19 protein-coding genes are annotated in these 23,740 nt (G+C 65.1%); 17 read left to right on the forward strand and 2 right to left on the reverse strand.

Translation table 11 applies throughout. The features are described from left to right. Positions 1 to 168: 168 nt before the first annotated feature. Positions 169 to 2,421 carry a TonB-dependent siderophore receptor gene (locus tag GQ56_RS0126835; protein ID WP_235212768.1) on the forward strand — a complete coding sequence of 751 codons (2,253 nt, stop codon included), beginning with the start codon at positions 169 to 171 and terminating at the stop codon, positions 2,419 to 2,421. A 113-nt stretch (positions 2,422 to 2,534) separates the two neighbouring features. After that, the gene (locus GQ56_RS0126840) at positions 2,535 to 3,458 is read left to right on the forward strand and encodes an alpha/beta hydrolase family protein (protein ID WP_052001344.1); all 924 of its coding nucleotides are present in this window, start codon (positions 2,535 to 2,537) and stop codon (positions 3,456 to 3,458) included. Positions 3,459 to 3,567: 109 nt separating this feature from the next. On the opposite strand, the gene GQ56_RS0126845 is transcribed toward GQ56_RS0126840, so the two are convergent. Continuing rightward, a complete protein-coding gene (locus GQ56_RS0126845) occupies positions 3,568 to 4,491 on the reverse strand; it encodes a LysR family transcriptional regulator (protein WP_031401588.1) in 924 nt (307 codons plus the stop codon). 130 nt (positions 4,492 to 4,621) lie between these two features. Between GQ56_RS0126845 and GQ56_RS0126850 the strand changes: the two genes are divergently transcribed. From GQ56_RS0126850 to GQ56_RS0126860, 3 genes are all read left to right on the forward strand, one after another. Continuing rightward, the gene (locus GQ56_RS0126850) at positions 4,622 to 5,554 is read left to right on the forward strand and encodes a DMT family transporter (protein ID WP_063962870.1); all 933 of its coding nucleotides are present in this window, start codon (positions 4,622 to 4,624) and stop codon (positions 5,552 to 5,554) included. Positions 5,555 to 6,153: 599 nt separating this feature from the next. Then, the gene (locus tag GQ56_RS0126855; RefSeq protein ID WP_031401590.1) at positions 6,154 to 8,667 is read left to right on the forward strand and encodes an EAL domain-containing protein; all 2,514 of its coding nucleotides are present in this window, start codon (positions 6,154 to 6,156) and stop codon (positions 8,665 to 8,667) included. A gap of 326 nt (positions 8,668 to 8,993) precedes the next feature. Next, a complete protein-coding gene (locus tag GQ56_RS0126860) occupies positions 8,994 to 10,025 on the forward strand; it encodes a GGDEF domain-containing protein (protein WP_161788582.1) in 1,032 nt (343 codons plus the stop codon). 227 nt (positions 10,026 to 10,252) lie between these two features. On the opposite strand, the gene GQ56_RS0126865 is transcribed toward GQ56_RS0126860, so the two are convergent. After that, a complete protein-coding gene (locus GQ56_RS0126865) occupies positions 10,253 to 10,897 on the reverse strand; it encodes a TetR/AcrR family transcriptional regulator (protein WP_031401592.1) in 645 nt (214 codons plus the stop codon). A gap of 367 nt (positions 10,898 to 11,264) precedes the next feature. Here GQ56_RS0126865 and GQ56_RS0126870 point away from each other — a divergent pair, with 367 nt between their 5' ends. The 12 genes from GQ56_RS0126870 to GQ56_RS0126930 form a co-directional block, all read left to right on the forward strand. Continuing rightward, positions 11,265 to 11,462 carry a hypothetical protein gene (locus GQ56_RS0126870; RefSeq protein ID WP_031401593.1) on the forward strand — a complete coding sequence of 66 codons (198 nt, stop codon included), beginning with the start codon at positions 11,265 to 11,267 and terminating at the stop codon, positions 11,460 to 11,462. An 8-nt stretch (positions 11,463 to 11,470) separates the two neighbouring features. Further along, positions 11,471 to 12,397, forward strand: coding sequence for an efflux RND transporter periplasmic adaptor subunit (locus GQ56_RS0126875; RefSeq protein WP_052007340.1), 927 nt, complete (start codon positions 11,471 to 11,473; stop codon positions 12,395 to 12,397). A 28-nt stretch (positions 12,398 to 12,425) separates the two neighbouring features. Next, positions 12,426 to 14,450, forward strand: a complete 2,025-nt coding sequence (locus GQ56_RS0126880; protein ID WP_075123031.1) for an FUSC family protein — start codon at positions 12,426 to 12,428, stop codon at positions 14,448 to 14,450. Continuing rightward, the gene (locus GQ56_RS0126885; RefSeq protein WP_321029204.1) at positions 14,447 to 15,874 is read left to right on the forward strand and encodes an efflux transporter outer membrane subunit; all 1,428 of its coding nucleotides are present in this window, start codon (positions 14,447 to 14,449) and stop codon (positions 15,872 to 15,874) included. Before GQ56_RS0126880 ends, GQ56_RS0126885 begins: the two co-directional genes overlap by 4 nt. A 220-nt stretch (positions 15,875 to 16,094) precedes the next feature. Next, positions 16,095 to 16,598 (forward strand): MarR family winged helix-turn-helix transcriptional regulator, encoded by a 504-nt coding sequence (locus GQ56_RS0126890; protein WP_081894979.1) that lies wholly within the window; start codon positions 16,095 to 16,097, stop codon positions 16,596 to 16,598. Positions 16,599 to 16,655: 57 nt separating this feature from the next. Next, the gene (locus GQ56_RS0126895) at positions 16,656 to 17,165 is read left to right on the forward strand and encodes a TetR/AcrR family transcriptional regulator (RefSeq protein WP_052001348.1); all 510 of its coding nucleotides are present in this window, start codon (positions 16,656 to 16,658) and stop codon (positions 17,163 to 17,165) included. A 12-nt stretch (positions 17,166 to 17,177) separates the two neighbouring features. Beyond that, a complete protein-coding gene (locus GQ56_RS0126900; RefSeq protein WP_031401599.1) occupies positions 17,178 to 17,837 on the forward strand; it encodes a TetR/AcrR family transcriptional regulator in 660 nt (219 codons plus the stop codon). Positions 17,838 to 18,232: 395 nt separating this feature from the next. Next, on the forward strand, positions 18,233 to 19,123 hold the full coding sequence (locus GQ56_RS0126905; protein WP_031401600.1) for an intradiol ring-cleavage dioxygenase: 891 nt from the start codon (positions 18,233 to 18,235) through the stop codon (positions 19,121 to 19,123). A gap of 333 nt (positions 19,124 to 19,456) precedes the next feature. Continuing rightward, positions 19,457 to 21,139, forward strand: a complete 1,683-nt coding sequence (gene mhpA / locus GQ56_RS0126915; RefSeq protein WP_031401601.1) for a bifunctional 3-(3-hydroxy-phenyl)propionate/3-hydroxycinnamic acid hydroxylase MhpA — start codon at positions 19,457 to 19,459, stop codon at positions 21,137 to 21,139. Further along, a complete protein-coding gene (locus GQ56_RS0126920; RefSeq protein WP_031401602.1) occupies positions 21,136 to 22,215 on the forward strand; it encodes an alpha/beta hydrolase family protein in 1,080 nt (359 codons plus the stop codon). Before mhpA ends, GQ56_RS0126920 begins: the two co-directional genes overlap by 4 nt. Positions 22,216 to 22,347: 132 nt before the next feature. Continuing rightward, complete coding sequence (gene cyoA, locus GQ56_RS0126925) at positions 22,348 to 23,235, forward strand: ubiquinol oxidase subunit II (protein WP_031401603.1); 888 nt, start codon at positions 22,348 to 22,350, stop codon at positions 23,233 to 23,235. 3 nt (positions 23,236 to 23,238) lie between these two features. Beyond that, on the forward strand, positions 23,239 to 23,740 hold a 502-nt coding region (locus tag GQ56_RS0126930), incomplete at its 3' end, for a cbb3-type cytochrome c oxidase subunit I (RefSeq protein ID WP_200878006.1).

Raw genomic sequence — 23,740 nt, forward strand, 5'->3', positions numbered from 1 at the left:
GCCGCACATTCGTCGATTGCGTCTACCGGCATTTACCCGCGCCGCTACGGCGTAAATGATTCCCATTTGCTGTTCAGTCGAGGCCGCCGTTGCAACGGTGGCCCTTCTCCCTACCCGCGGGCGCGGTGGATTCGCCGACGTCCGTCCCCGATTTTCGGATAACCCGATATGAGTCAATTACACACCGGCCGCCGTGCGCGGCCTGGAATTCCGTTGTCGCGCGCGGCATGGCGGCGTGCGCCGGGCTGGGCGGTCGCGCTGGCCTGTGCGGCCGCCATGCCGGTTGCCGTGGCGGCGCGGGATGTGCAGGATGCGCAGGACGCAGGCGAGCCCGCGGAGGCGCCGTTGCTCGCGCCGATCGTCGTCGACGGGCGGCGCGAGACGGGCGACGGCCCGGTGCGCGGCATCGCGGCCGACGTCTCGCGCGCGGGCACCAAGACCGACACGGCGATCGTCGAGGTCCCGCAGGGCCTGTCGGTCGTCACGCGCGAACAGATGGACCAGCAGGACGTGCACAGCGTCGGCGACGCGCTGCGCTACACGCCGGGCACCTACTCCGATTCGCGTCCCGGCGGCGTGCTCGAGAGCGTGTTCCTGCGCGGCTTCGGCGGCTTCGCGGCGGCCGCGATCAATCCGCAGATGCTCGACGGCCTGCCGCTGCCGAAAGGCATCAACTGGGCCGCGAGCGTCGTCGATCCGTGGACGCTCGAACGCATCGACGTGCTGCGCGGCCCCGCGTCGGTGCTGTACGGGCAGGCGAGCCCCGGCGGCATCGTCGACATGGTCAGCAAGCGGCCGACGCGCGACGCGCAGCACCTGATCGCCGTGCAGACCGGCAACCGCGATCGCGGGCAGCTCGCGTTCGACTTCAGCGGGCCCGTGACGCAGGACGGCACCTGGCGCTACCGGATCGACGGCCTCGCGCGCCGCGCGGACGAGCAGATCGATTACTCGAAGCAGCAGCGCATCGTCGTCTCGCCGTCGCTGACGTGGCAGCCGAACGCCGACACCAGCCTCACGCTGCTCAGCTCGTTCCAGCGCGATCCGCACAACAACTTCGCGGGCTGGCTGCCGGCCCTCGGCACGCTGTGGGAGGACGGAGGCCGGCGGCTTCCGACGCGCTTCTATCCGGGGCTGCCGGGCTTCGACACGTACGACCGCACGCAGGCGATGATCGGCTATGCGTTCGAGCATCGTTTCGATTCGACGTGGAAGGTCCGGCAGAACGTGCGCTATACGCACCTCGACGTCGACTTCGAGGGCGCGGCCGTCAATTTCTTCATGCCTTATCTGTCGCCGGGCGTACTGAACCGTTCGCTGTCGTGGTCGCGCGAGCACGTGAACCATCTCGCGCTCGACAACCAGGCCGAGATGCGCGTGATGACGGGGCCGGTCGAGCATACGGTGCTGGCCGGGCTGTCGTACGAGCATGCGGTGGCGAACCTCGTCGGCTCGGGCTTCGGCGCGGCGCCGCCGCTCGATACGCGTGCGCCCGACTACGGGCAGCCGTTCACGGTGCCGCCGGTCTCGCAGCAGACCCGCCAGACGCCCGACCGCATCGGCGTCTACCTGCAGGACCAGGTGCGCTGGAATCGCTGGGTCTTCACGCTCGGCGGGCGCCAGGAATGGTCGCGCACGACCACCGACGACCTGCTGCACGCGTCGAGCGTGCAGCAGAGCGCGCGCGCGTTCACCGGCCGCGCGGGCGCGGTCTACCTGTTCGACAACGGCTTCGCGCCGTACCTGAGCTATTCGACGTCGTTCGAGCCGGCGCTCGGCACGCGCTTCGACGGCCAGCCGTTCACGCCGACGAGGGCGAAGCAGTTCGAGCTCGGGCTGCGCTACCAGTCGCCGGACCAGTTGCACACCGCGTCGGTCGCCGCGTTCGACATTCGCCAGCGCAACGTGCTCACCGCCGATCCCGAGCATCCGTTCTTCAACGTGCAGACGGGCGAAGTGCGCTCGCGCGGCATCGAACTGGAGGGCCGCACGCGCGTATGGAAGCAGCTGGACGTGATCGCCGCGTATACGTATCTCGATACGACGGTGCAGGCCGACACCGATCCGACCGTCGTCGGCAAGCGCGTGGCGGCCGTGCCGCGCCATCTCGCGTCGCTGTGGCTCGACTACGCGGTCGACCGGCCCGGGCTGCGCGGGCTGAAGGTGGGCGGCGGCGTGCGCTACATCGGGCGCAGCGCGGGCGACAACGTCAACACGTTCGACGTGCCGGCCGTCGTGCTCTTCGACCTCGGGCTGTCGTACGACCTGGGCGTCGAGCGGCCCGCGTGGAAGGGGTGGCGCATCGGCGCGCACGTGAACAACCTGTTCGACCGGACCTATGTGTCGTCGTGTTTTTCGGCGGGCGGATGCTTTTACGGCACGCGGCTGACGGTGACGGGCGACCTCAGCTACCGGTGGTGACGGCGGGCGGCGATCGCGATCGCGGTGCGGCCGCGTAGCCGCCCGGATACACTATCGGCTTCGCCGCGCGCGTGACGGCGGCAGGCATCCCGGGATTCGTGGAGAGATCGCTCATGAGCATCGCCGTTCGTCGAAGCCGGATCGCCGCCCGCCTGTGCGGGTGGCTGGTCTCGGGCGCGCTGGTCGTTTTCGTCGCGGGTTGCGCGTCGACGGCGACCGAAGATACGTCCATCGCCGCCGATCTGCACGAAACCGTCGTCAGGGTTCCACTCGGCGAAGAGGCGGGTTCGCGCGAGATCGTCGCCACCACCTACATGCCGGACGGCCCCGGGCCCTTTCCGCTGATCGTGCTGAGCCACGGCAGCCCGCCCGATCCGGGCGACCGGCCGAAGGTGGGCCGCTACCGCGCGCTGCCGCAGATCCGGACGTTCGTGCAGCACGGCTTCGCGGTCATCGTGCCGATCCGCCGCGGGTACGGGGCGACGGGCGGCATCGACGAGGAGGACGCCGGTTCCTGCCGGCACCCGGATTACCTCGCCGCGGGCCAGCAGGCCGCGCGCGACGTGCTCGCGGCAGTCCGGTACGCGCAGGCGCTGCCGCAGGTGGACCGGAACCGCGTCGTGCTGGTCGGTCAATCGGCGGGCGGCTTCGCGTCGCTGGCGGCGGCAAGCCATGCGCCGCCGGGGGTGGTCGGCGTGGTGAACTTCTCGGGCGGCCGGGGCGGGAACCCGACGACCCATCCCGGCCAGCCGTGCGATCCGCAGCAGATGGCCGACACGATCGCGCACTTCGCGGGCACGACGCGTGTGCCGGTGCTGTGGCATTACGTCCAGAACGACAAGTATTTCGCGCCGGAAGTCGTGGCGACCTGGTTCGCCGCGTTTCAGGCGGCGGGCGGCCGCGGGCAGATGATCGTCGAGCCGCCGTTCGGCAAGAACGGTCACGGCATGTTCTCGGTCGAGACGGCGATCCCGATCTGGCTGCCGCACTTCGAGCAGTTCGTGGGGCCGCTGGTGGCGACGAAGCAGGGGAGTTGACGCCGGCGCCGCATGGCGTGAGCTTCGGCGTGAAGGCGTGAAGGCGTGAAGGCGTGAAGGCGTGAAGGCGTGAAGGCGTGAAAGCGTGAAAGCGTTACGGCGCGCAGGCTCAACCGCGCAAGCCGCCGGACTGCTCCACCAGCCAGTCGATCAACACCCGCACTTTCGGCGGAAGCAGCCGGTTCGGCGGATACAGCAACCAGACCGGCCCGCTGTAGGCGCGCGGCTCGAACAGCCATTCGGGCAGCAGGTGTACCAGCGTGCCGGCGCGCAGGTCGTCCCCGATCGCGAACTCCGGCAGGCTCGCGACGCCCCAGTCCTCCAGCGCGGCCTCGCGCCGGGCACTCACGTCGTTCGCGATATAGCGGCCTCTGACTTCGACGGTTTCCACGCGGTTGCCTTGCCGGAACGTCCATTGATGGTCGTCCGGCGTATCGCCGAGATACAGGCAGTCGTGCCGCGCAAGATCGCCGGGCGCGGCGGGCAGGCCGCGTGCGCGCAGATAGCCGGGCGACGCGCACGGCATCCACCGTACCGTGCCGAGCTGCCTCGCCACGAGGCCTTGCGGCGGTGTCGGGGTGGGCCGCACGACGAGGTCGACGTGATCGCGTATCGGATCGACCTCCCGGTCGTCGAATACGACCTGCACCTCCACTTCCGGGTAGGCGCGCAGGAAGCCGGGAATTTTCGGATGAATCAGGCTTTTCGCGAGCGAAATCGGCGCGCTGATGCTGACCCGCCCGTGCGGCTGCGCGGTCAGCTGGCTTGCCGCGTCGACGGCGCCGGACGCCGCGTCCAGCATGTCCCGGCAGTGGCGATACACCTGCATGCCGGACTCCGTCAGCCGGATGCGCCGGGTCGAGCGTTCGAACAATCGCACGCCCAGCGCCCGCTCGAGCCGCTGCACTTGCCGGCTGACCGTCGAAGGCGTCGTGCCGAGCGGGCGCGCGGCCGACGAGAAGTTGCCGGCTTCGACCACCTGCACGAAGGTCGCGAGATCCGGCAGCAACGGGATGAGTTCGGTCGGTGTCATGGGGGAGCGGGGCTGATCCGGGTGTCGCGTCTATTTGTGCGCCGGGCGCACAGGACGTATTCCCTGCGACCGGATTATCGCCGCCAATGCACTATCGGACAATCTGGACCTTTCGTAGGGGAGGTTCGTCATGCGCTTCCGGTCCGGCGTTTCCGCCGATCTGCTGCTTCTCGTCGTGGCTTTCATCTGGGGCACCAGCTATGCGGTGGTGAAAAGCGCGCTGCTCGTCTATCCGGTGCTGGGCCTGCTTGCGTTGCGCTTCGGCATCACGTTCGTGCTGCTGTCGCCCGCGCTGTGGTCGCTGCGCGGCTTGTCGCGTTCCCAGTGGGGCAGGATCGTCGGCGCCGGGTGCGTGCTGCTGGGGATTTTCCTGGCCGAGACGTTCGGCGTGAGGATGACGAGCGCATCGAATGCCGCGTTTCTGATCAGCCTGTGCGTGGTGATGACGCCGCTGGTCGAATGGGCGTGGCTCGGACGTGCGCCGGCCGGTGTCGAGTGGGCGGCGACCGGGTTGTCCGTGCTGGGCGCCTTTCTGCTCGGCGGCGGCCGATTCCATCTCACGCCGGGCGATGCGCTGGTGGTGCTGGCCGCGCTGTTGCGCGCGATCAACGTGTGCGCGACGAAGCGCGTCATGCAGGTGAACGCGGTTTCCCCGCTGGCGATGACGGCCGTGCAGGCCGGCGTCGTGTCGCTGGGCTGCGCGCTGCTCGCGCTGAGCGTCGCGAGGTCGGAATGGCAGCCGCTGCCGGCGTTCGCCGGGAACGCGCGTTTCTGGATGATCGTCGCCTATCTGGTCGCGGGCTGCACGTTGTTCGCGTTCTTCGTGCAGAACTACGCGGTCAGCCGCAGTACGCCGACACGCGTCGCGCTGCTGATGGGCAGCGAGCCCGTGTTCGGCGCGTTGTTCGCATACGCATGGCTCGGGGAGCGCGTATCCGTGCCGGCGTCGATCGGCGGCGGGCTGATCGTGCTTGCCTCCCTGCTGGCGTCGATGCACGGAAAGGCAGGGCGCGGCGGGGAGGGCGTCATGGAGGTCGAGGAGCCGAAACGGCTGGCCGCCTGACGACGAGCGGCCGCGTGCGTGCGCGAGCCGGCGCCGGAACCCGGCAGGTTCGCCGCCCGACGCGGCCGGCCGTAGCCGCCCCCGCTATCCGCACGGTCGCGTTCGGGCGTCGGTCGGTTCACACCGGAAACCGGCCACGCCGGCCGAGGCTGGCCTGCTCGCTCCGTTGTCCGCGACGCATCAGGAAGCCATTCCCGCCGGTCCGCCGTGCGCGGCAAACGCGCCCGGCCAAGCGGCGGGCATCGACGCTTCATCCGGCCAACCGCCGCTTGATTTGCCGATACACGGCACAAATGTTGTATTCGCACTCAACTCTTGCCGGAACCTGTCGTTAACTCAGGGCGGCTGCCCCCGAGAGGGCGGTGCTCCGGCGTGTGGATCCGCCGGACGAGGGAGCGTCGAACGCGGCACCGGGGCCCATGCGCCCTGCCTGCCGCCGCGATGCCTCGAGCGATTGGTCAATTCCCCGTTTGCGCATTCGATGAGGACGCAACCATTCGCGGCAAGCAAGCGGGCGCCCCCTTGCTTGCCGCCGCGGGCGAGCCCGCAGGTTGCCGGATCGGAGTGCGCGGGCGAGGACTCTTCGTCCTGGTTAGAGAATGTATCCGAGCAGCTACGATGTTCCGATTGCGCGCCTCGTCGCGCGCCCGATCCTGTCCTGCGCGCCCGCCACGCCGGTGCGGGAAGTTGCGCGACGCATGTCCGCCGAGCGTTGCAGCTCGATCGTCGTGATGGAGGGGGAGCAGGTCGTCGGGATCTGGACCGAGCACGACGCCCTGGCGGCCGGCGACAATCCGCGCGGGATCGACCGGCCGATCAGCGAGGTGATGAGCCATCCGGTGCTGACGCTCGACGCGAGTACGCCGCTGGGCGAAGCCGCGATGCGGTTCAAGCAGTCGGGCGTGCGGCACTTCGTGGTGGTCCGGGAGGGCGCCGCGATCGGCGTGCTGACCCAGACCGACGTCGTCGTGAACCAGGGGGCGGAATTCTTCCTGCACCTGAAGGCGATCGAATCGATCCGCGTCCATCCGCCCATCGTGGTGCCCGAGCAGGCCACGCTGCACGAGGTCGTCGCGCGGATGCGCGCGCAGCGGCTCGACGCGGTCGTCGTCGGCTACGACGACGGCGAGCACGGCATCCTGACCGAACGGGACATCGTCCGGCTGCTGGCGGACGGCGGCGCGCGGGGCGCGGTGGGCGCCCACGCGAGCAAGCCGCTGCAGATGCTGACCGCGACGCAGAGCCTGTATGCGGCCCAGCGCTTCATGACCCAGCAGCACATGCGGCACGTCGGCATCCAGGGCGAGGATGGCCGGCTGACCGGGCTGCTGTGTTTCGCGGACGTGCTGCAGAGCATCGAGCACGAGTATGCGAACGAGCTGCGCAGCGCGTTGCGCGAGCGCGACGAGGCGCTGGGCCTTGCGCGCTTCAACCTGCGCATGGCGGATCGGGTGTTCGAATCGGCGCTCGAAGGCATCATGGTGACCGACCGCCACGCGCGGATCGAACGCGTCAACCAGGCCTTCACGCGCCTGACCGGCTACACCGAGGACGAGGTGATCGGGCGCGACCCGAGCCTGCTGAGTTCCGGGCGCCAGACGGCCGATTTCTACCAGCAGCTGTGGGCCGCGCTGACGACCGACGGCCACTGGCAAGGCGAAATCTGGAATCGCCGCAAGAGCGGCGAGGCGTTTCTCGAATACCTGACGATCACCAGCATCCGCGACAACGAAGGCGAGATCTCGCACTATGCGGCGATCTTCTCCGACATCACGCAGCGGCGCCAGGCCGAGGAGCGGCTGGGCTATCTCGCCACGCACGACGTGCTCACCGATCTCGCGAACCGCGCGCTGTTCGAGGAGCGGCTCGAGCACGCGATCGCCCACGCGAAGCGGCTCGGCCGCAAGGTCGCGGTGATGTATCTCGATCTCGACCGCTTCAAGCTGGTTAACGACACGCTCGGCCACAACGCCGGCGACGAGGTGCTGAAGAAGGTCGCGCGGCGCATCGTCGCGACCGTGCGCGCGAGCGACACGGTGGCGCGCATGGGCGGCGACGAATTCGCGCTCGTGCTCGAGGAGTTCGACGACGTCCGCGACGTCGGGCGGATCGCGCGCAAGCTGCTGGACGAAGTGGGGCGGCCGATCGATGTCGGTCGTCGCGAGATCTTCGTCACGCCGAGCATCGGCATCAGCATCTATCCGGACGACGGCACCGAGGCCGAGCACCTGATCCTGCTCGCGGACCAGGCGATGTACGGCGCGAAGAGCCGCGGCAGGAACGTGTTCCAGTTCTTCGAGAACAAGATGACGTCGTCGGCGATGGAGCAGCTGGAGACGCTCGGCGAGCTGCACCGCGCACTGGAGCAGAACGAGTTCCGCCTGTTCTACCAGCCGCAGTACGATCTGGCCAGCGGCCGGATCGTCGGCGTGGAGGCGCTGCTGCGCTGGCTGCATCCCCGCAAGGGCCTCGTGCCGCCGGGCGACTTCATCGGGCTGGCGGAGCGCTCCGCGCTGATCGTCCCGATCGGCCGGTGGGTGCTGCACGAAGCGTGCCGGCAGGCGCGCCGCTGGCTGGACGAAGGCTTCGAGTTCGGGCGCGTGTCGGTGAACGTGTCGGCGCGGCAGTGCTTCACCGACCACTTCCTCAGCGACCTGACGAGCATCCTCAGCGAAACGGCGCTGCCTGCCGAATGCCTGCAGCTCGAGTTGCTCGAAAGCATGGCGATGAACACCCGCGAGGAAATCGGCATCCTGCTGCGCGAGCTGGCGACGCGCGGGATCAGCCTGGCGATCGACGATTTCGGTACCGGCTATTCGTCGCTCGTGTATCTGAAGGATCTGCCCGTCGATACGCTGAAGATCGACCGGTCGTTCCTCACGGACTGCGGTTCGGGCAGCCCGGACGACGCGATCGTGCGCGCGATCGTCGCGATGGGGCGCGCGCTCGGGCTCGACGTCGTGATGGAGGGGGTCGAGACGGAGCAGCAACTGGCCTTCCTGCAGGAGATTGGCTGCCATCAGGTGCAGGGCTTCCTGTTCGCGCGGCCGCAGCCTGCCGAACAGCTGGCCGGGATGTCGTCGCGCCGCGCGGTCGAGTTGCTGGCCGAGTGACGCGGGGCGCGGCGTGATCGCGTGACGCAGGCGGCGCGGTACGTCGATCGGCATGTCGCAGGCGCGACATGTCTCGTTCCGGCGGAGGCGCTGTCGGTTCGGGGCGGCGTCGCTTCGATTGTCGTTTCCTCGATCCCGGGCGCCTGCGCCTGGCCGCATGCGCGCGGGTATTTCAACGGCCCGCCCGATCCGGTTCGTGACGGCGGTGCGCGGCCATTCGTCAGATGAATTGCATCGGTATGCCGATCGAGCGGCATACGTGCGCAGCACTAAACTTCTGCGGTCCCGATGCCGTTAAAGGTGCATCACAATCACGGATCACAGTTGTGTCTCTCATTTCCGGCTCCGACCGACCTGCGACGCGTACGCAGACATTTCTGCCCACCGGCCGTCCGGATCATCTGGCGCCATCCGTGACGGAGTGGTTGCTGCATGACGACCAGATCATGCGCGAGTGCTTTCGCCACGCCACCGAAATCCTCAAGTACGTGATGGGTGACGTGCTCGCGGTGGTGACGGTGCTGGATGCGGATCATCAGCACGGCGGCGGCGAGGGCGGCCTGTTGTTGCGACGGGCTTCGCAAGCGAGTCTGCCGTGCGATCAGGTGGTATGCATGGACGACGTGTTCGTGATCGAGGACACGCGGGCGTGGGACGACTTGCAGGGCTGCGCGCAAGTGGACCTGCCGTCTCACGTGCGGTTCTATGCGGGTGTACCGATTCGCCTGCCGGATGGCGAGACGATCGGCGAGCTGTGCGCGATGGCCTCGAGCCCGCGCCGTATCGGCGCCCGCGAGCGGGGCGTGCTGCGCCATCTCGGCGAAATGATCGAGAACGACCTGCGTCTGCGCATGGCGTCGGCAGTCGATCCGCTGACCCAGTTGTTCAATCGCCGCAGCATGCTGGATTACGTCCACGAACGCTGGCACCAGGCGCATCCGGGCGAAGGGATGGTCGCGGTGATCATCGATATCGACTGGTTCAAGCAGTACAACGATACCTATGGTCACCTGGCCGGCGATGCCTGCCTCAAGGCCGTGGGCGGCGTGCTGCTGGACGCCGCCGACCAAAGCAACACGCTGGTCGGCCGGGTCGGCGGCGAGGAGTTCGCGCAGTTGCTGATGAGCGTCCCGCGCGACGAGGTCGAGGGGGCGCTCGACCGGGTCCGCAGGATGATCGAGCAACTCGACATCGAGCATTGCGGTTCGCCGCTCGGCAAGGTGACCTTGAGCATCGGCGCCGCCTACATATCGCGCAAGAGTCCCGAGGATCGCGGCTATCGGGAGGCATTCGAGGCGGCGGACCAGGCGCTCTATCGCGCGAAGGAGCTGGGGCGCAACCGGGTACAGGTCGCTTGAACGGTGCGTCGGCGCGGCACGCCGCGTGCTCCCGGTGCTCTCGCATCCGGTGCGACGCGTGTCGGCGGCCTGGCCGATGCGTTCGGCAACCTGCGGCTTGATGTCCGGACCGCCGATGCCGCCGCCGCCGGGGCGGCGCGCATGCCTGGGCGGGCGGATTGAACGGCCGCCCCGCGCGTCGAGCGCAATGCGCGCTGGCTGGCCGGCCTGCGGCAGGCGCAGGGTCTTCAGTTTTTCGTCCGGATCCAGATTTGCAGAATGGATTCGATGCAGGAGCGGCACATCTGCTCCTCGATGGGGCCGACTCCCCAACTGTACCCGCCGGAAATCCGCGCCTCGTTGGCCATGCCCTGAATGAGGTTCCCGAGCAGATACGCCGCGTTGGCCGGATCGTCGATGCTCAATTCGCCACGCGCGCACGAATCGCGCAGATAGCGCTCGAACGGCAGCACGATCTGGAGCACGACGATCTGGCGAAAGTACTCCGCGATGCCGGGGATACGGTGGCCTTCGGACACCAGCAGCCGGTAGAACGCGACCGATCGCGGCTGTACCAGGTAGCCGAGGAGCCGCAGCCCGATGATCGGCAGGGCCTCCCGCGGCGGCTTGTCGGTCAGGTCGGCCGGAAAGAATTCGGCTTCCAGTCCGTCGAACTCACGTTGCAACACCGCCCGTAACAGGCCTTCCTTGTTGTCGAAAAGCTGATACGCAGTCGTCGCCGATCCGCCGGCCTTGCGGACGATGGTCATCATCGACGTCTGGGCGAAGCCGGCGGCGAGGAATTCTTCGGCGGCAACCTCGAGAAGCTTCGCGCGCCGGACCTCGCCACGCTGCGTCAGGGCAGCCTTGCTGCTGCGTTTGTCAATGTTCATCGCAAGTGTGTCATCGGCGCCGCTGAATGCAGTAGTTGCCTGCCTTGTCATTCGGCGCACGCGTCATTCAAAAGGTCAAGACAGTAATGTACTACACATTACGCATGCCATCACGGTGGCCTTGGCTCACCAGCGGGTCGCTGCACCTTCTCAAAAAAGTAGTGTATAGTACGTTACACTTTCTGCTGGAGCGGGGCGACCCCTTGCAGTGAGGGGGAGCGGTTCCACTTTCCGGATCGGCGCGCGGCGCCTGGCATGTCAGGGCGGACAAACGTGCGGCTCCCGGGGGCTCGGGGCGGGCGTGCGGTGTGCCCGGGGTCGTTTGCGAGATGAAACGAAGGATCGTACAGGCGAGGAGCCGTTCACTATGCTGCGCGAAATAGATATTTTCGGACTACTACTGAGTCCGATAGCGATGATGGTTCTTGTCTCCCTGGTGGGAACCGGCGTCATCGCGCCCATCGTCAACCGGTTGATTCCTCATCGGAGCAGCCAGCACGAGAACCTTCTTTACATCCTGATATTCACCGGCCTGCTGGCCGTGATGGTCAGAAATACGTTTTGAGAGTCACCATGAAGCGCGCTATCAGTATCTTCGTCACCCTCCTTCTGATCGGCATCACGGCATACGGTGTGATCTACATATGGAATCGATACATGTATACGCCGTGGACCAGGGACGGGCGGATACGGGCAACGGTGGTATCCGTCGCGCCTGACGTATCGGGCTGGATTCAAAGCCTGAATGCCGAGAACGCCCAGAGCGTGAAGGAAGGCGACGTCCTGTTCACGGTAGACGGGGCCCGCTATCAGATTGCGCTCGATCAGGCGAAGGCGCAGGCGGACCTCGCCGAAACCGACTGGGAAAAGGCGCAGCGTGTTTACCAGCGACGCAAGACATTGACCGACGGCGGCGTGAGTGCGGAAGAGATTGACGTCGCCCGCCTCGACATGGAAAACAAGGCCGCTGCGCTCAAGCAGGCGCGCGCGCGTGTGAACGAAGCCCAGCTCGATCGTGACAGGACGATCTATCGGTCTCCGGTGAACGGAAAGGTGATCAACCTGAATCTCGAAAAAGGCGACTACGTGACGCGCGGAAGCGAGCGGCTCGCGATCATCAAGGACAACAGCTATTACGTGACCGGCTACTTCGAGGAAACGAAAATCCCGGCCATCCGCCTGGGCGACAAGGTCGATATCTGGCTGATGGCCGGAGCCGGGCATCTGACCGGACATGTCCAGTCGATCAATAGCGGCATATCGAATGAAAATACGACGCCGGGGAATGAGCAACTGCCTTCCGTCGCCGCCACGTTTGCGTGGATCCGGTTTGCCCAGCGCATTCCCGTGGACATCGTGATCGACAAGGTTCCCGCCGACCTGACGCTCAGCTCGGGGATGTCGGCGACACTCAAGGTGAATATTCCGGAATCACGAAAAGCATTGCTTCGCGACGCGCAGAATTCCTGGAAAACGGATTTTGGCGCGGTGGTTCATTGAAAGCGGCAAGTCAGAATCTACGTGAAAAATGAACGACAGCCTGATATTCAGCTACCTGACTCCGAGTCGTGACGCCGTCAAGGCCGCGATCCGGATAAGTGTTTCCGTATGGGGGGCGATGATCATTGCGTTCCTCATGAATTTTGAGCACCCGGTATGGGCGATGATCACGGGGTTGATCTCGTTCTTCGCTCCCGACCAGGGGCAGGTGGTCAAGAAATGCCTGTATCAATGCATCAGCACGATCGTCGGGGGCGTGGCGGGCCTGCTGCTTGCATCGCTGACGGCGCAGAGCCCTTTTTTCGCGGCCATCGGGTTGGCTTTCCTGGTCGGGATCGCCTCCGCGCTTTCCTATCACAGCCGGGACGCCAACTATACGTTCTGCTTTGCGATATTTTCGGTGACCGTTGCCATTGTGGTGATGGTGCCGGTCTTTATCGGCACGAGTAGCGAAACGATCGCCGAGGTATTCATCGATCGAGTGGGTACGGTGCTCGCGGGTGTCGTCTGGGTATCGCTCGTCAGCACGGCCTTGTGGCCGAAATTCAATCTGGAATCGCTGAAGAAGGCATCGGGCAACCTGGCCGTGTCGGCACTGAAAATCGGCTGCCTGTTCACGGGCGACGAGCGTGTGTTCAAGGATCAAATCCATGCGCTGTTTGGCAGCCTGATCGCGTGCGAGGATCTGGCGAGCCATTGCACCATGGAGGGCGTGCGCGGGAAGAGAACGGCCAAGGGTGCCCGCGAGGTGAACCGCATGGTGGTCGACGTGGTCGCGATTGCCTATGCGTTGCGGCGGGCCTACTCGGCCGCGACGCCTGCCGGCAGGCAGTTCGTCTCCACCGAGATTGCCGGTCTCGCGCGACAGACCGAGTCGGCGGCAGCCGATCCGGCGCGCCTGGGTTCCTTTTTGCGCGACCGGATCGACGCGCTCAAGGCCGAAAGCGCGACGCGGAACGGCCCGGATGGCGCCGGGTTCGGTCAAATCATGAGCGAGGACCTGATCAATCTGTTCGGCCTGCTCGCGAAAATCTTCGAACGACACGACAAGCTCGAACAGGACGTCAAGGACGCTCCGGTCGGCATTGTCGTCAGGCGTCACCTTCAGATCAGAAATACGCTGGTCAACGGATTCAGATCGTTTTTGTACTGTCTCGCCGCCTTCGGGGTCTGGTATTCGACGGGATGGGTGTACGGGTTTCTGATCGTAGTCGTGCCCACGGTCTTGAGTATCGTCCTCGGAAAGGCGCCGCATCAGGAAGTGTTGCTCAAGAAAATTGCAATAGGAGTCGGCGTGGGCATCGTGGCGGGGCTCCCGGTCTATGTCTTGCTGGCTGGCGCGCCCTCCGCCGTGGAACTCCTGGTCGTGACGGCCGCGCCCGCGCTTTTTATCGGGCTGCTGGGGCTGTCGCGTCTCGACTCGTTCGCATACAGCCTCGGCTATGCGCTTTCCTACCTGATCGTCGTGCTGCCGATGAACAGCCATGAAGTCACGCTGAATGTTTCATTCGCGGTGGAGCGCTCGCTGTGCGTGGGTGTCGGCACAATCCTTCTCGCGATTCTGTTCGTCATCCTTCCGCGTACGCCGTTTCTGGGGCGCGATACGCGATCGGAACAAGCGTTTCAGGGCGAGATGAAGCGCGCGTTCCGGTCGCGACCGGATCCGTCGCATCTGGCCGATTGGCATCGGGAAATCGCGTTGATCGTCGACAAGGCCGTTTCGATCTGTGCGGAAGTCGATGCCGCCAGAAAAACCGATGTCCTGCGCGCTGCCGGTCGATGCATATCCGTCGTCTGGCAGGTCGCCCGTGTCGAAAGCTGGCTGGAGAAGCGGGTGGATGCCGGTCAGTCGGCGTCGCTTTTGAAGCCGTGGAAGGTGGAAATACTCGACACCTTTGTCAAAGGACGGCACTCGATCGTCAAACCTCTTTCGAATCGCCTTGCGGAAGCATCCGCGCCGGAGTGCCGGCGGCTGGCGATGGATCGATTCGTCGTCGAGCACGACTACCTGATCGGACAAGTGCTCGAAGAGCGTAGCCAGGAGCAGAAATGAACATGTTGAAGAAGGTCTCGATCCTGTGCGGCATCGCCGTGCTGTCGGCCTGTAGCCTGATTCCGGAATACACGCGACCGAACCTGCCGGTCAAGGATCAATGGCCGTCCGGTCAGGCGAGCGCGTCGGCCGGCCTGTCCGCGCCCGATGTCGCATGGCAGGACTTCTTTTCGGACGGCGACCTGAGAAAGGTCATCGCCGCCGGTCTCGCGAACAACCATGACCTGCGTCGGGCAGCCCTGACGGTCATGGCCTATCGCGCGCAATACCAGATCCAGCGTTCGAATCTCGCGCCGCAGGTCGGCGCGGGCGCGTCGGCCTCGATTCAGCGCCTGCCGCGCGATCTGGCGATCAGCGGCCAGCCGGGGATGCAGAATCAATATACGGTCGACGTCGGCCTGGCGTCGTACGAGGTCGATCTGTTCGGGAAGATCAGGAGCCTCACGCAGGCGGAACTCGAGCAGTATCTCGCCTCCGGCGAGGCTCGACAGAGCGTACAGATATCGCTGATAGGCGAGATTGCGAAGGGCTACTTTACCTGGCGCACCGATCAGCAACTCGAGAAGCTGAGTTCGGCGACCTTGAGCAAGGACGAGGATACGCTGCGACTGGTGGAGCGGAATGCCGAGCGGGGCGTGTCGTCGCGACTCGAGGTTTATCAGTCCCGTACCCGGGTCGACCGGTCGCGAGCACAGGTCATCGCCGATAGCCGGAACGTCACGCAGGACAGAAATGCGCTGGAATTCCTGATCGGCACCTCGCTTCCCGACGGCCTCGCCCAGGAAGACCCGCTCGAGCGGCCGGTCATTCCGGATTTGCCGATCGGCGTTCCTTCGACCGTGTTGCTCCGTCGTCCGGATATCAAGGCGGCCGAACATCGTCTGCTTGCCGCGAACGCGGATATCGGCGCCGCCCGGGCCGCCTTCTTCCCGAGCATCTCGCTGACGGCGTCGGCCGGAACGACCAGCGCGCAACTGCACAATCTCTTCAGCGGCGGGCAGGGGCTGTGGACGTTTGCGCCGCAGATCAACGTACCGATTTTCAGCGGCGGCCGCCTGCAGGCGAACCTGGATTACGCGAAGGTTCAGAAGGATCTGCGCGTGGTCGATTACGAGCAGGCGATCCAGAGTGCATTTCGCGACGTTGCCGACGGAATCGCCGCCAGGTTGACGTATCGGGATCAACTGACAACCCAGGCCAGCCTCGTGAGCAACAACGAGAAGTATCTGAACCTTTCCCAGGGGCGCTTCAGGAGCGGGATCTCCAGCTATCTGACGGTGCTGGACGCGCAGCGCGAGCTTTTCTCGTCCCAGCAGGCGTTGAAACGGGACCGGCTCGCCCAGCTTCTGGCCGAGGTGAGCCTCTATAAATCCCTCGGCGGAGGCTTGAAGGACAACGAGGCGGCTGAAGTGAAAGCCGACTGACATGGCGTTGGCGTTGGCGTCGGCGCACCTTGCGCCGAACGGATCGGCCGCGAGCGGTACGGGTCGCCCGGATGAAGGGCGCTGCGTTCGTAGCCGGTTCAATGCATGCATTGAGTAGTCCTGCTTGTTTAAACGAGTCGACGCGGCACGATCGGTGGAGTCAATGCAAACGACTCTGCCGGTGCGCGGGAATTCGTGTTGCCATCTGGATGGGTTTTGAATGGATACCGGAACGTGTTCCGCGATGAACGGTTCGCCCGACAGCCTGGGCGTGACGACGTTTCACCTGCTTTCGCGGGTTGAAGCGCTGGCGTCACGCCGACTGAATCGTTATATGGAACAGAGGTTTGGCGTCACCGCGTGTCAGGCTCGGCTGCTGCATGTGTTGTCGATGGACCGTGGAACAGGCGTGTGCGATCTTGCGAATGCAACCGGCATCGACGTGAGCGCTGTTTCCCGCATGGTCGCTCGCGCGCGCAAGTCCGGGCTTCTGGTTTGCAATCACGGCCTGAAGGACCGTCGGATCATGGCGCTGACCCTGACCGAGAAAGGGCGGGACGTTGCCCGCGCCATGAGCGAGATCAGCCATTGTGTCGAGCGTGAGCTGTTTTCCGATCTGACGATCGAAGAAGTCGGGTTTCTCAGGACGATGCTGGATCGAATCAAGTCAAATTCGTGCTCCTCCGGGCATTCAAGCGTGAGCACGAACCCGCACCCGCAATGAGTCGGTCGGCAGCGAACTATTCCGGGAGGATTGGAATCAATGCAAAGAAAGCATCAAATGAATCGGGCAGAGACAAGGAAGTGTCTTATCAGTGCGGCGCGAAAGGTATTCGTCACGCGTGGATTCTCGGTGGCGAGCATTGAGGAGATATCCAGGGAGGCGGGCAAGACCCGGGGGGCGTTCTATTCGAACTTCAAGGCAAAAACCGAACTGCTGATGGAGCTTCTTTGCGAGGATCGCATTCGGGCATTGGATTTTTTCAGGAATAGATCGGATCTCGAGAAAAACGGCACGAATTCCGAGTCCGCCTCGTTTGTCAGGTTCATCCTGTCCGTCGATTTCGAAGATCATCTGCTGTTGTGGATGGAAGGGCACCTGCTGGCGGCCCACGATCCGGAATTCGGCGTGCGTTACTGGAAGATGGTGCAGGAGCTGTTTTCCGAGATTCTGGGCGCGTCCGACGGATTTTGCGTGAACAGCCGGAACATCACGTACGTCGCGCTGTGCCACCTGATGCGCGAGGTGGCCGCCTCGCAGAATCCGGCCGCATCCCCGGGATATCTGTGAGGCCGTTCTCGCATGCCCGGCCCTGATGTTCCGACCCGGCGTTCGGCCGCCGCCAAACGGGCCAGAGGGCGCCCGTGCGGCACGGCGGACAGCGGGTTCGACGCACTCCTGCGGTGTGCCCAGCAAATGTTCGCCCGGCAGGGCTACGCCGCGACGAGCATGCGGGAGATCGCCGGCCTTGCCGGGGTCAACCAGGCGCTGATATCGCATCACTTCGGGTCGAAAGAAGGACTGTGGGCCGCGGTCATCGAGCAACTGGCCGGGCAATTCGATCCGTTGTTCGAGACGACGAGGCAACTGCGCAATAGCCGGATGTCCGCGATCGAGCGCATCAGGCAAGCGCTGGTACTGTTCATCGACACGCTGTTCGAAACGCCATGCGTCGGGATGTTGTTTGCCACCGCCGCGACCGAACACGGCGAGCGCCTGAACCTGCTGGTCGACCGGTTGATCCGGCCATATCGCGACGCATTCGTTCCGCTGCTCGAGGATGCAATGGATGCCGGCACGGTGAGGCACCGCAATCCTGAACTGATGTACGCGATGGTCGTGAATTCAATCAGCGCGACGGTATCTTACAAACACATCCTTGCCGGATTTTCCGATCTGACGGAGCATCCCGGTAAATTCAGGAAAAGCATTCTGGATATTGCCATGGAATTGATTCGTTAACCTGAAGATAATTCAGATTGCGCATAAAAAAATTGGTCATTGCAGTGGCGTGTGCGCATATCGGCAAACCCGTTCGCCGTTACGCCTAAATCAGCCCAATTTCCTCGTGCACGGCCTGCCCTGTCGATACCTGATTCGACGAAGCCGAAATGACAATTCATCGCAGGCAATCTGCGCATCAGTGTATTGCGTCAACCGGTTGCATTCGCCGGAAACTTTCAAAAGAACGCCGGCCGGGCCGGCCTGTACGCCATTTCGATCCGTTCCTGTTTTTCATCCATTCGATTTCTCCGTTAATTGAAAAACAAAACTTCGCAACCTCGTCTTTTTCCCCGCGCGGGAATTAATTATCGTCATGCCAACGATCAACAGGATGGAATCCGGAGACACTCACCGTGCGAAACATCAATGAAGACACCATCACCCAGGCCGTGATCGCCGCGATGGCCGACTGCGGGAATCCCCGGCTGCTGACGATCATGACCAGCCTGGTGCAGCATCTGCATTCCTTCGCCCGTGAGGTCAGGCTGACCGAGGCGGAGTGGGAGGTGGCGATCCGGTTCCTGACCGAGGTCGGCCACATTACCGACGACAAGCGCCAGGAATTCATCCTGTTGTCCGATACGCTGGGCCTGTCGACCCTCGTGACGGCGCAGAACAACGCCAAGCCGCCGGAATGCACGGAATCGACGGTCTTTGGCCCGTTCTTCGTCGAAGGCGCGCCCGAGTTGCCGCTCGGATCGGACATCGCCAACGGCGCGCGGGGAGAGCCCTGCTACGTCAGCACGCAGGTGTGCGGAATCGACGGCAAGCCCGTGGCCGATGCGCGCGTCGACGTCTGGCAGTCGGACGAGGACGGTCACTATGACGTGCAGGTTCCGTCCGCGACCGGCGCGCACCCCCATCGTGCGCGGGCGCAATTGCGTACGGATGCCGAAGGGCGGGTCTACTTCCGCTCGATCGTGGCGGTGCCGTATCCGATCCCGCACGATGGCCCGGTGGGCTGGATGCTCGACGCGCTGGGGCGGCATCCCTGGCGGCCCGCGCACCTGCATTTCATGATCGTCGCGCCCGGATACGAACGGCTGATCACGCATGTCTTTCGCGACGGCGGCCCCTATCTCGACTCGGATGCCGTGTTCGGCGTGCGCTCGACGCTGGTGGCCGACTGGGTGCGCCACGAGGCCGGTCGGGCGCCGGACGGCACGGAGTCGGAGGTGCCGTTCTACACGCTGCACTACAGCTTCGTGCTCGACACCGCGAACACCGGCGAGGTGCGGGCGTGATCCGGCACGTCGTCGGGTGGTGCTTCGCCGGCGAGTCGCCGGACGAGCGGAGGCAGGCGCGCGAGCCCGGTGAAGCCGGCCTTCGAGCGGCTGTGCGGCCGCATTCCGGGCCTGCGACGGGCCGAACGGGAAGCCGAACCGGACACATCCGGCGCGGACGCGCTCACCTGCCGTTCAGGTGAGCGTTCAACCGGCAGGTGCGATCGGACCACCGCTTGCGTCGCGTTGCACGCGGCTTTGGAGGGTGTCCGGTCGCCGTGAATCGATCCGTAACCGGACGGATCGCCGCGCACCCGTTGCGCTTCCCACAAACCAGTACAAAGAGACAGGACGATGGTGACTCAACAAGACCATGCTGCGCCGGACGCGCACGATTTCTATGACGTAGCCGTGATCGGCTATGGCCCGACCGGCCTGGTGGCCGCCTCGCTGCTGGGCCAGGCCGGATATCGGGTGATGGTGGTGGAGCGCTGGCCCGCCATGTACGGGTTGCCGCGCCTGACGCACATCGACGGCGAGACCGCCCGCATCGTCCAGGCCTGCGGGGATGTCGACCAGGCGATGCGCGATGCGCTTGCGCTGCATACCTATCACTATGTCAACGCCGACGGAGAGTTGCTGCTGGAACTCGAGTGGAAGGGCAAGCAGTGCGGCTACACGGCGCACAACGCCATCTACCAGCCGGACATCGAGGATGCCATTCACGATCGTGTCGCCGCAATGTCCAATGTCGACCTGTTGCGCGGTTGGGAAGCGGTATTCCTCAAGCAGGGCGACGACAGCGTCACGATAGCGATTCAACGCACCAACACCGCGAAGGACGGCGTTCGGGCGGGAATGGACGAGCAGTGGTCCTCGCCGGCGAAGTCGTTTCACGCCCGCTACGTGATCGGCGCCGACGGGGCCAACAGCTTCGTGCGGCGCAGCCTGGGCATCGAGCGGAACGACTATGGCCACAAGCACCGCTGGCTCAATCTCGATTCGGAAAACCTCTCGGACGCCGCGGAGCGCTTCAAACAGCTGACGATCTTCTGCGACCCGGCGCGAGGCCACATGTACATGCCCATCGGCGAAAGCCGCACGCGTTTCGAGGTACGCCTGCTGGACGGCGAAAGCGTCGAGGACTGGGAGGATCCGGCCCGGGGATGGCGCTGGCTGCAGGAGAAGTACGGCGTCGGTCCGCAGGACTTCAGGTTCCTGCGCAACGTGGTCTATACCTTCCAGACCCGCATGGCCGAGCGCTGGCGCGAAGGCAATGTGCTGCTGGGCGGAGATGCCGCGCACGCAATGATGCCCTATATGGGCCAGGGCGCCTGCTCCGGCATGCGGGACGGCATCAACCTGGCCTGGAAACTGGATCTGGTGCTGAGCGGCCGGGCAGCGCCCGCGCTGCTGGACAGCTACGAAGCGGAGCGCCGGCCGCACGCCCGGAAGATCATGGAGATGTCGCTGTTCCTTGGCCAGGTGACCAACGAGGACGATCCGCTGGAAGCCGCTGCGCGTGACGAGGCTTTTCGTACCCGCACCATGCCGCCGATGCCCGCCTTCCCGAAGGTGGAATGCGGCGTGGTGCACCGCGAGCCCGACGGCAGCCTGCTGCCTTCCACCGGTGCACCAGGGCCGCAGGCTTGTGTGCGGCACCAAGGTCGCGAGGGCCGGCTGGACGATGTGATGGGCCATGGCTTCCTGCTGGTGGCACACGAAGACCCGGCGCCGTTTCTTACCGCCGGCCAGTGCGCGTTTCTGGCCCGGCTCGGTTGCCGCATCGTGGTGCTGTCCGACGACGAGCGGACGCCCGGCGCCGTGACGGACCTGGATGGCGAGGTGTCCGGTTTCATGACGCAGCACGGTATCGCAGCCTATATCGGTCGCCCGGACTTCGTCATCTTCGGCTCGGTGCGGCGCATGAGCGATCTGGCTGCGCTGGTCGACGACCTTCGTCGCACATTGCACTGGACCGACGGCGCGCAGGACAGCGAGGTACCCGTGCTCACGCTGACGGAGTACACGGCATGAGCGCGGCGATCTCTTCCGCGACGCTGGCTTTCCAGCGCGCGATGCCCATGACCCGGCTGCTCGATTGCGGCATGGAATTCGCCGACGCCCAGGCGCTGTTTCTGCGGACCAGCGCCGGCGAGGAATGGGACCAGGTGGCCGAGTCGCTCGCGCTGGCGCAACTCGATCGCGCGTCCCGGGCCGCGGATGGCGGCTGCCGTGTGACGGCGACCGACGCCCAGGCGGCGGCGCTGGCCAATCTGTTGTTCGCACAAATGGCCTTCAACCATGACAATGCGCGCAAGCGCGCGCTCTACGATCGACTGGTCGCGGCGACTCGGCAACTGTGCGCGTGGTCCGCGGGCCGGTTGACGCGTGTCGAGGTGCCGTTCAACCAGGGCCGACTCGCGGGCTGGCTGGTGCGGCCGCGTTCGCGGCAGGCGCGCGGCACCGTGCTGGTGTTTGGCGGCCAGAGCGGCTGGGGGATTGCCTATCTCCCGATCGCGCGCGCGTTGGCCCGGAGGGGGCTGGCCACGCTGCTGGCCGAGGGGCCCGGCCAGGGCGAAACGCGCATGGTCCAGCGCATCCATCTGGATGTGGACGTCGAGGCCGCCTACAGCCAGTTCGTCAGCTTTATCCTGAGCGACGCCTCACTGGGGCAGCCGGGTATCTGGGGCAATAGCGTGGGCGGGCTGTGGGCGGCCCGCACCGCCGCGGCCGATTCCCGCATCCGCGCCTGTTGCGTCAACGGAGGTCTGGCGGCCCCGACGCTTTTGCCTTTCCGCACCTTCGCCGAACAGGCCGGCGCCATGCTCGGCACCGACGACGAGGATGCCATCCGCAAGAACTTCGAGCGCATGAGCTTCCGTCCCGCACGCGACCGCATCGCGTGCCCTCTGCTCGTTTTGCACGGCGGGGCGGATCCGCTCGTGACGCTGGAAGACCAGCAACCCTTCCTGGATGCCGCGGAAAGCGCGGATGCCACGCTGCGCATGTGGGAGGACGGCGAGCACACGATCTACAACCATGCCGCCGAGCGCACCGCCTTCGTGGCGGACTGGTTTGCCCGGCGGCTCGGGGCCGATCACGTTGCCTGATGCGCCACTCGAGGGTGCGCGGCGTCGGGCGCATCGATTTTCAATCAACCCCTGTCGTTCGGACAGGCAATCGCTTTCGTGGATCGGATGAACATCGGGCGTGGATGGACTCAATGACAATCAGGCTGTGTGATGAATAAAGAAGCTATGAAAAGCGCGTCGAGGCTGCTGCCGCTCGCCGCTGCATGGGTATTGTCCGGCTGCACGTTCGACGTGCTGAATCCGAAGGGCAGCGTGGGTGCCGCCGAAAAGGCGCTGATCGCGACGTCCACGTGGGCGATGCTGGTCGTCGTCGTGCCGGTGATCCTGCTCACGCTGTGGTTCGCGTGGCGTTACCGTGCATCGAACCGCAATGCAACCTACGCGCCGAACTGGTCGCACTCGACCGCGATCGAGGTCGTGATCTGGACGGTGCCGACGCTCATCATCCTGTTCCTCGGCGTGCTCACGTGGAAGACCACGCACGAGCTCGACCCGTACAAGCCGCTCGAGTCGTCGGTGAAGCCGATCGACGTCGAGGTCGTCGCGCTCGACTGGAAGTGGCTGTTCATCTATCCGGAACTCGGCATCGCGTCGGTGAACCAGCTGGCGATTCCCGTCGGCACGCCGGTGAACTTCCGCATCACGTCGGATTCGGTGATGAACTCGTTCTTCATTCCGCAGCTCGGCGGCCAGGTCTATGCGATGGCCGGCATGCAGACGCGCCTGCACCTGATCGCCGACGAGCCCGGCAACTATGCGGGCACGTCCGCGAACTTCAGCGGCCGGGGCTTCTCCGACATGAAGTTCCGCACGCTCGCCGAGCCGCGCGAACAGTTCGATGCATGGGTGCAGAAGGTGAAGGCATCGCCGGACCGGCTCGACGCGACCGTGTACGGCACCGTCGCGCAGCCCAGCGAGAAGGCGCCCGTGCGCTACTTCTCGTCGGTCGATCCGCGGCTCTTTCACAACATCATCGCGAAATACAACGATGGCCACGTCCTCGACCTGAAGGACGCCGCCTGCGGCACGAAGGGGTAACACATGTTCGGCAAACTCACACTCTCGGCGATCCCGTATCACGAGCCCATCATCATGGGGGCTGGTGTCCTCATGGGTCTGGTCGTGCTGGCCGTGCTCGTCGCGCTGACGATCGCCGGCCGCTGGAAATGGCTGTGGACCGAATGGCTGACCACGGTGGACCACAAGCGACTTGGCGTGATGTACATCATCGTCGCATTCGTCATGCTGCTGCGCGGCTTCACCGACGCGATCATGATGCGCATACAGCTCGCGCTTTCATACAACGGGCCCGGCTACCTGCCGCCGCACCACTATGACCAGATCTTCACGGCTCACGGCGTGATCATGATCTTCTTCATGGCGATGGTGTTCATGATCGGCCTGATGAACCTGATCGTGCCGCTGCAGATCGGCGCGCGCGACGTCGCGTTCCCGTTCATCAACTCGCTTTCGTTCTGGATGACGGCCGTCAGCGCGATCCTGATCAACGTCTCGCTCGTGATCGGCGAATTCGCGCAGACGG

The sequence above is a fragment of the Burkholderia paludis genome (genome assembly GCF_000732615.1).
Lineage (GTDB): Bacteria > Pseudomonadota > Gammaproteobacteria > Burkholderiales > Burkholderiaceae > Burkholderia > Burkholderia paludis.

Coding starts and splice junctions, on each gene's coding strand:
- GQ56_RS0126835 (WP_235212768.1), top strand. CDS start 169: ATGAGTCAATTACACACCGGCCGCCGTGCGCGGCCTGGAATTCCGTTG.
- GQ56_RS0126840 (WP_052001344.1), top strand. CDS start 2,535: ATGAGCATCGCCGTTCGTCGAAGCCGGATCGCCGCCCGCCTGTGCGGG.
- GQ56_RS0126845 (WP_031401588.1), bottom strand. CDS start 4,491: ATGACACCGACCGAACTCATCCCGTTGCTGCCGGATCTCGCGACCTTC.
- GQ56_RS0126850 (WP_063962870.1), top strand. CDS start 4,622: ATGCGCTTCCGGTCCGGCGTTTCCGCCGATCTGCTGCTTCTCGTCGTG.
- GQ56_RS0126855 (WP_031401590.1), top strand. CDS start 6,154: ATGTATCCGAGCAGCTACGATGTTCCGATTGCGCGCCTCGTCGCGCGC.
- GQ56_RS0126865 (WP_031401592.1), bottom strand. CDS start 10,897: ATGAACATTGACAAACGCAGCAGCAAGGCTGCCCTGACGCAGCGTGGC.
- GQ56_RS0126870 (WP_031401593.1), top strand. CDS start 11,265: ATGCTGCGCGAAATAGATATTTTCGGACTACTACTGAGTCCGATAGCG.
- GQ56_RS0126875 (WP_052007340.1), top strand. CDS start 11,471: ATGAAGCGCGCTATCAGTATCTTCGTCACCCTCCTTCTGATCGGCATC.
- GQ56_RS0126880 (WP_075123031.1), top strand. CDS start 12,426: ATGAACGACAGCCTGATATTCAGCTACCTGACTCCGAGTCGTGACGCC.
- GQ56_RS0126885 (WP_321029204.1), top strand. CDS start 14,447: ATGAACATGTTGAAGAAGGTCTCGATCCTGTGCGGCATCGCCGTGCTG.
- GQ56_RS0126890 (WP_081894979.1), top strand. CDS start 16,095: ATGGATACCGGAACGTGTTCCGCGATGAACGGTTCGCCCGACAGCCTG.
- GQ56_RS0126895 (WP_052001348.1), top strand. CDS start 16,656: ATGAATCGGGCAGAGACAAGGAAGTGTCTTATCAGTGCGGCGCGAAAG.
- GQ56_RS0126900 (WP_031401599.1), top strand. CDS start 17,178: ATGCCCGGCCCTGATGTTCCGACCCGGCGTTCGGCCGCCGCCAAACGG.
- mhpA (WP_031401601.1), top strand. CDS start 19,457: ATGGTGACTCAACAAGACCATGCTGCGCCGGACGCGCACGATTTCTAT.
- GQ56_RS0126920 (WP_031401602.1), top strand. CDS start 21,136: ATGAGCGCGGCGATCTCTTCCGCGACGCTGGCTTTCCAGCGCGCGATG.
- cyoA (WP_031401603.1), top strand. CDS start 22,348: ATGAATAAAGAAGCTATGAAAAGCGCGTCGAGGCTGCTGCCGCTCGCC.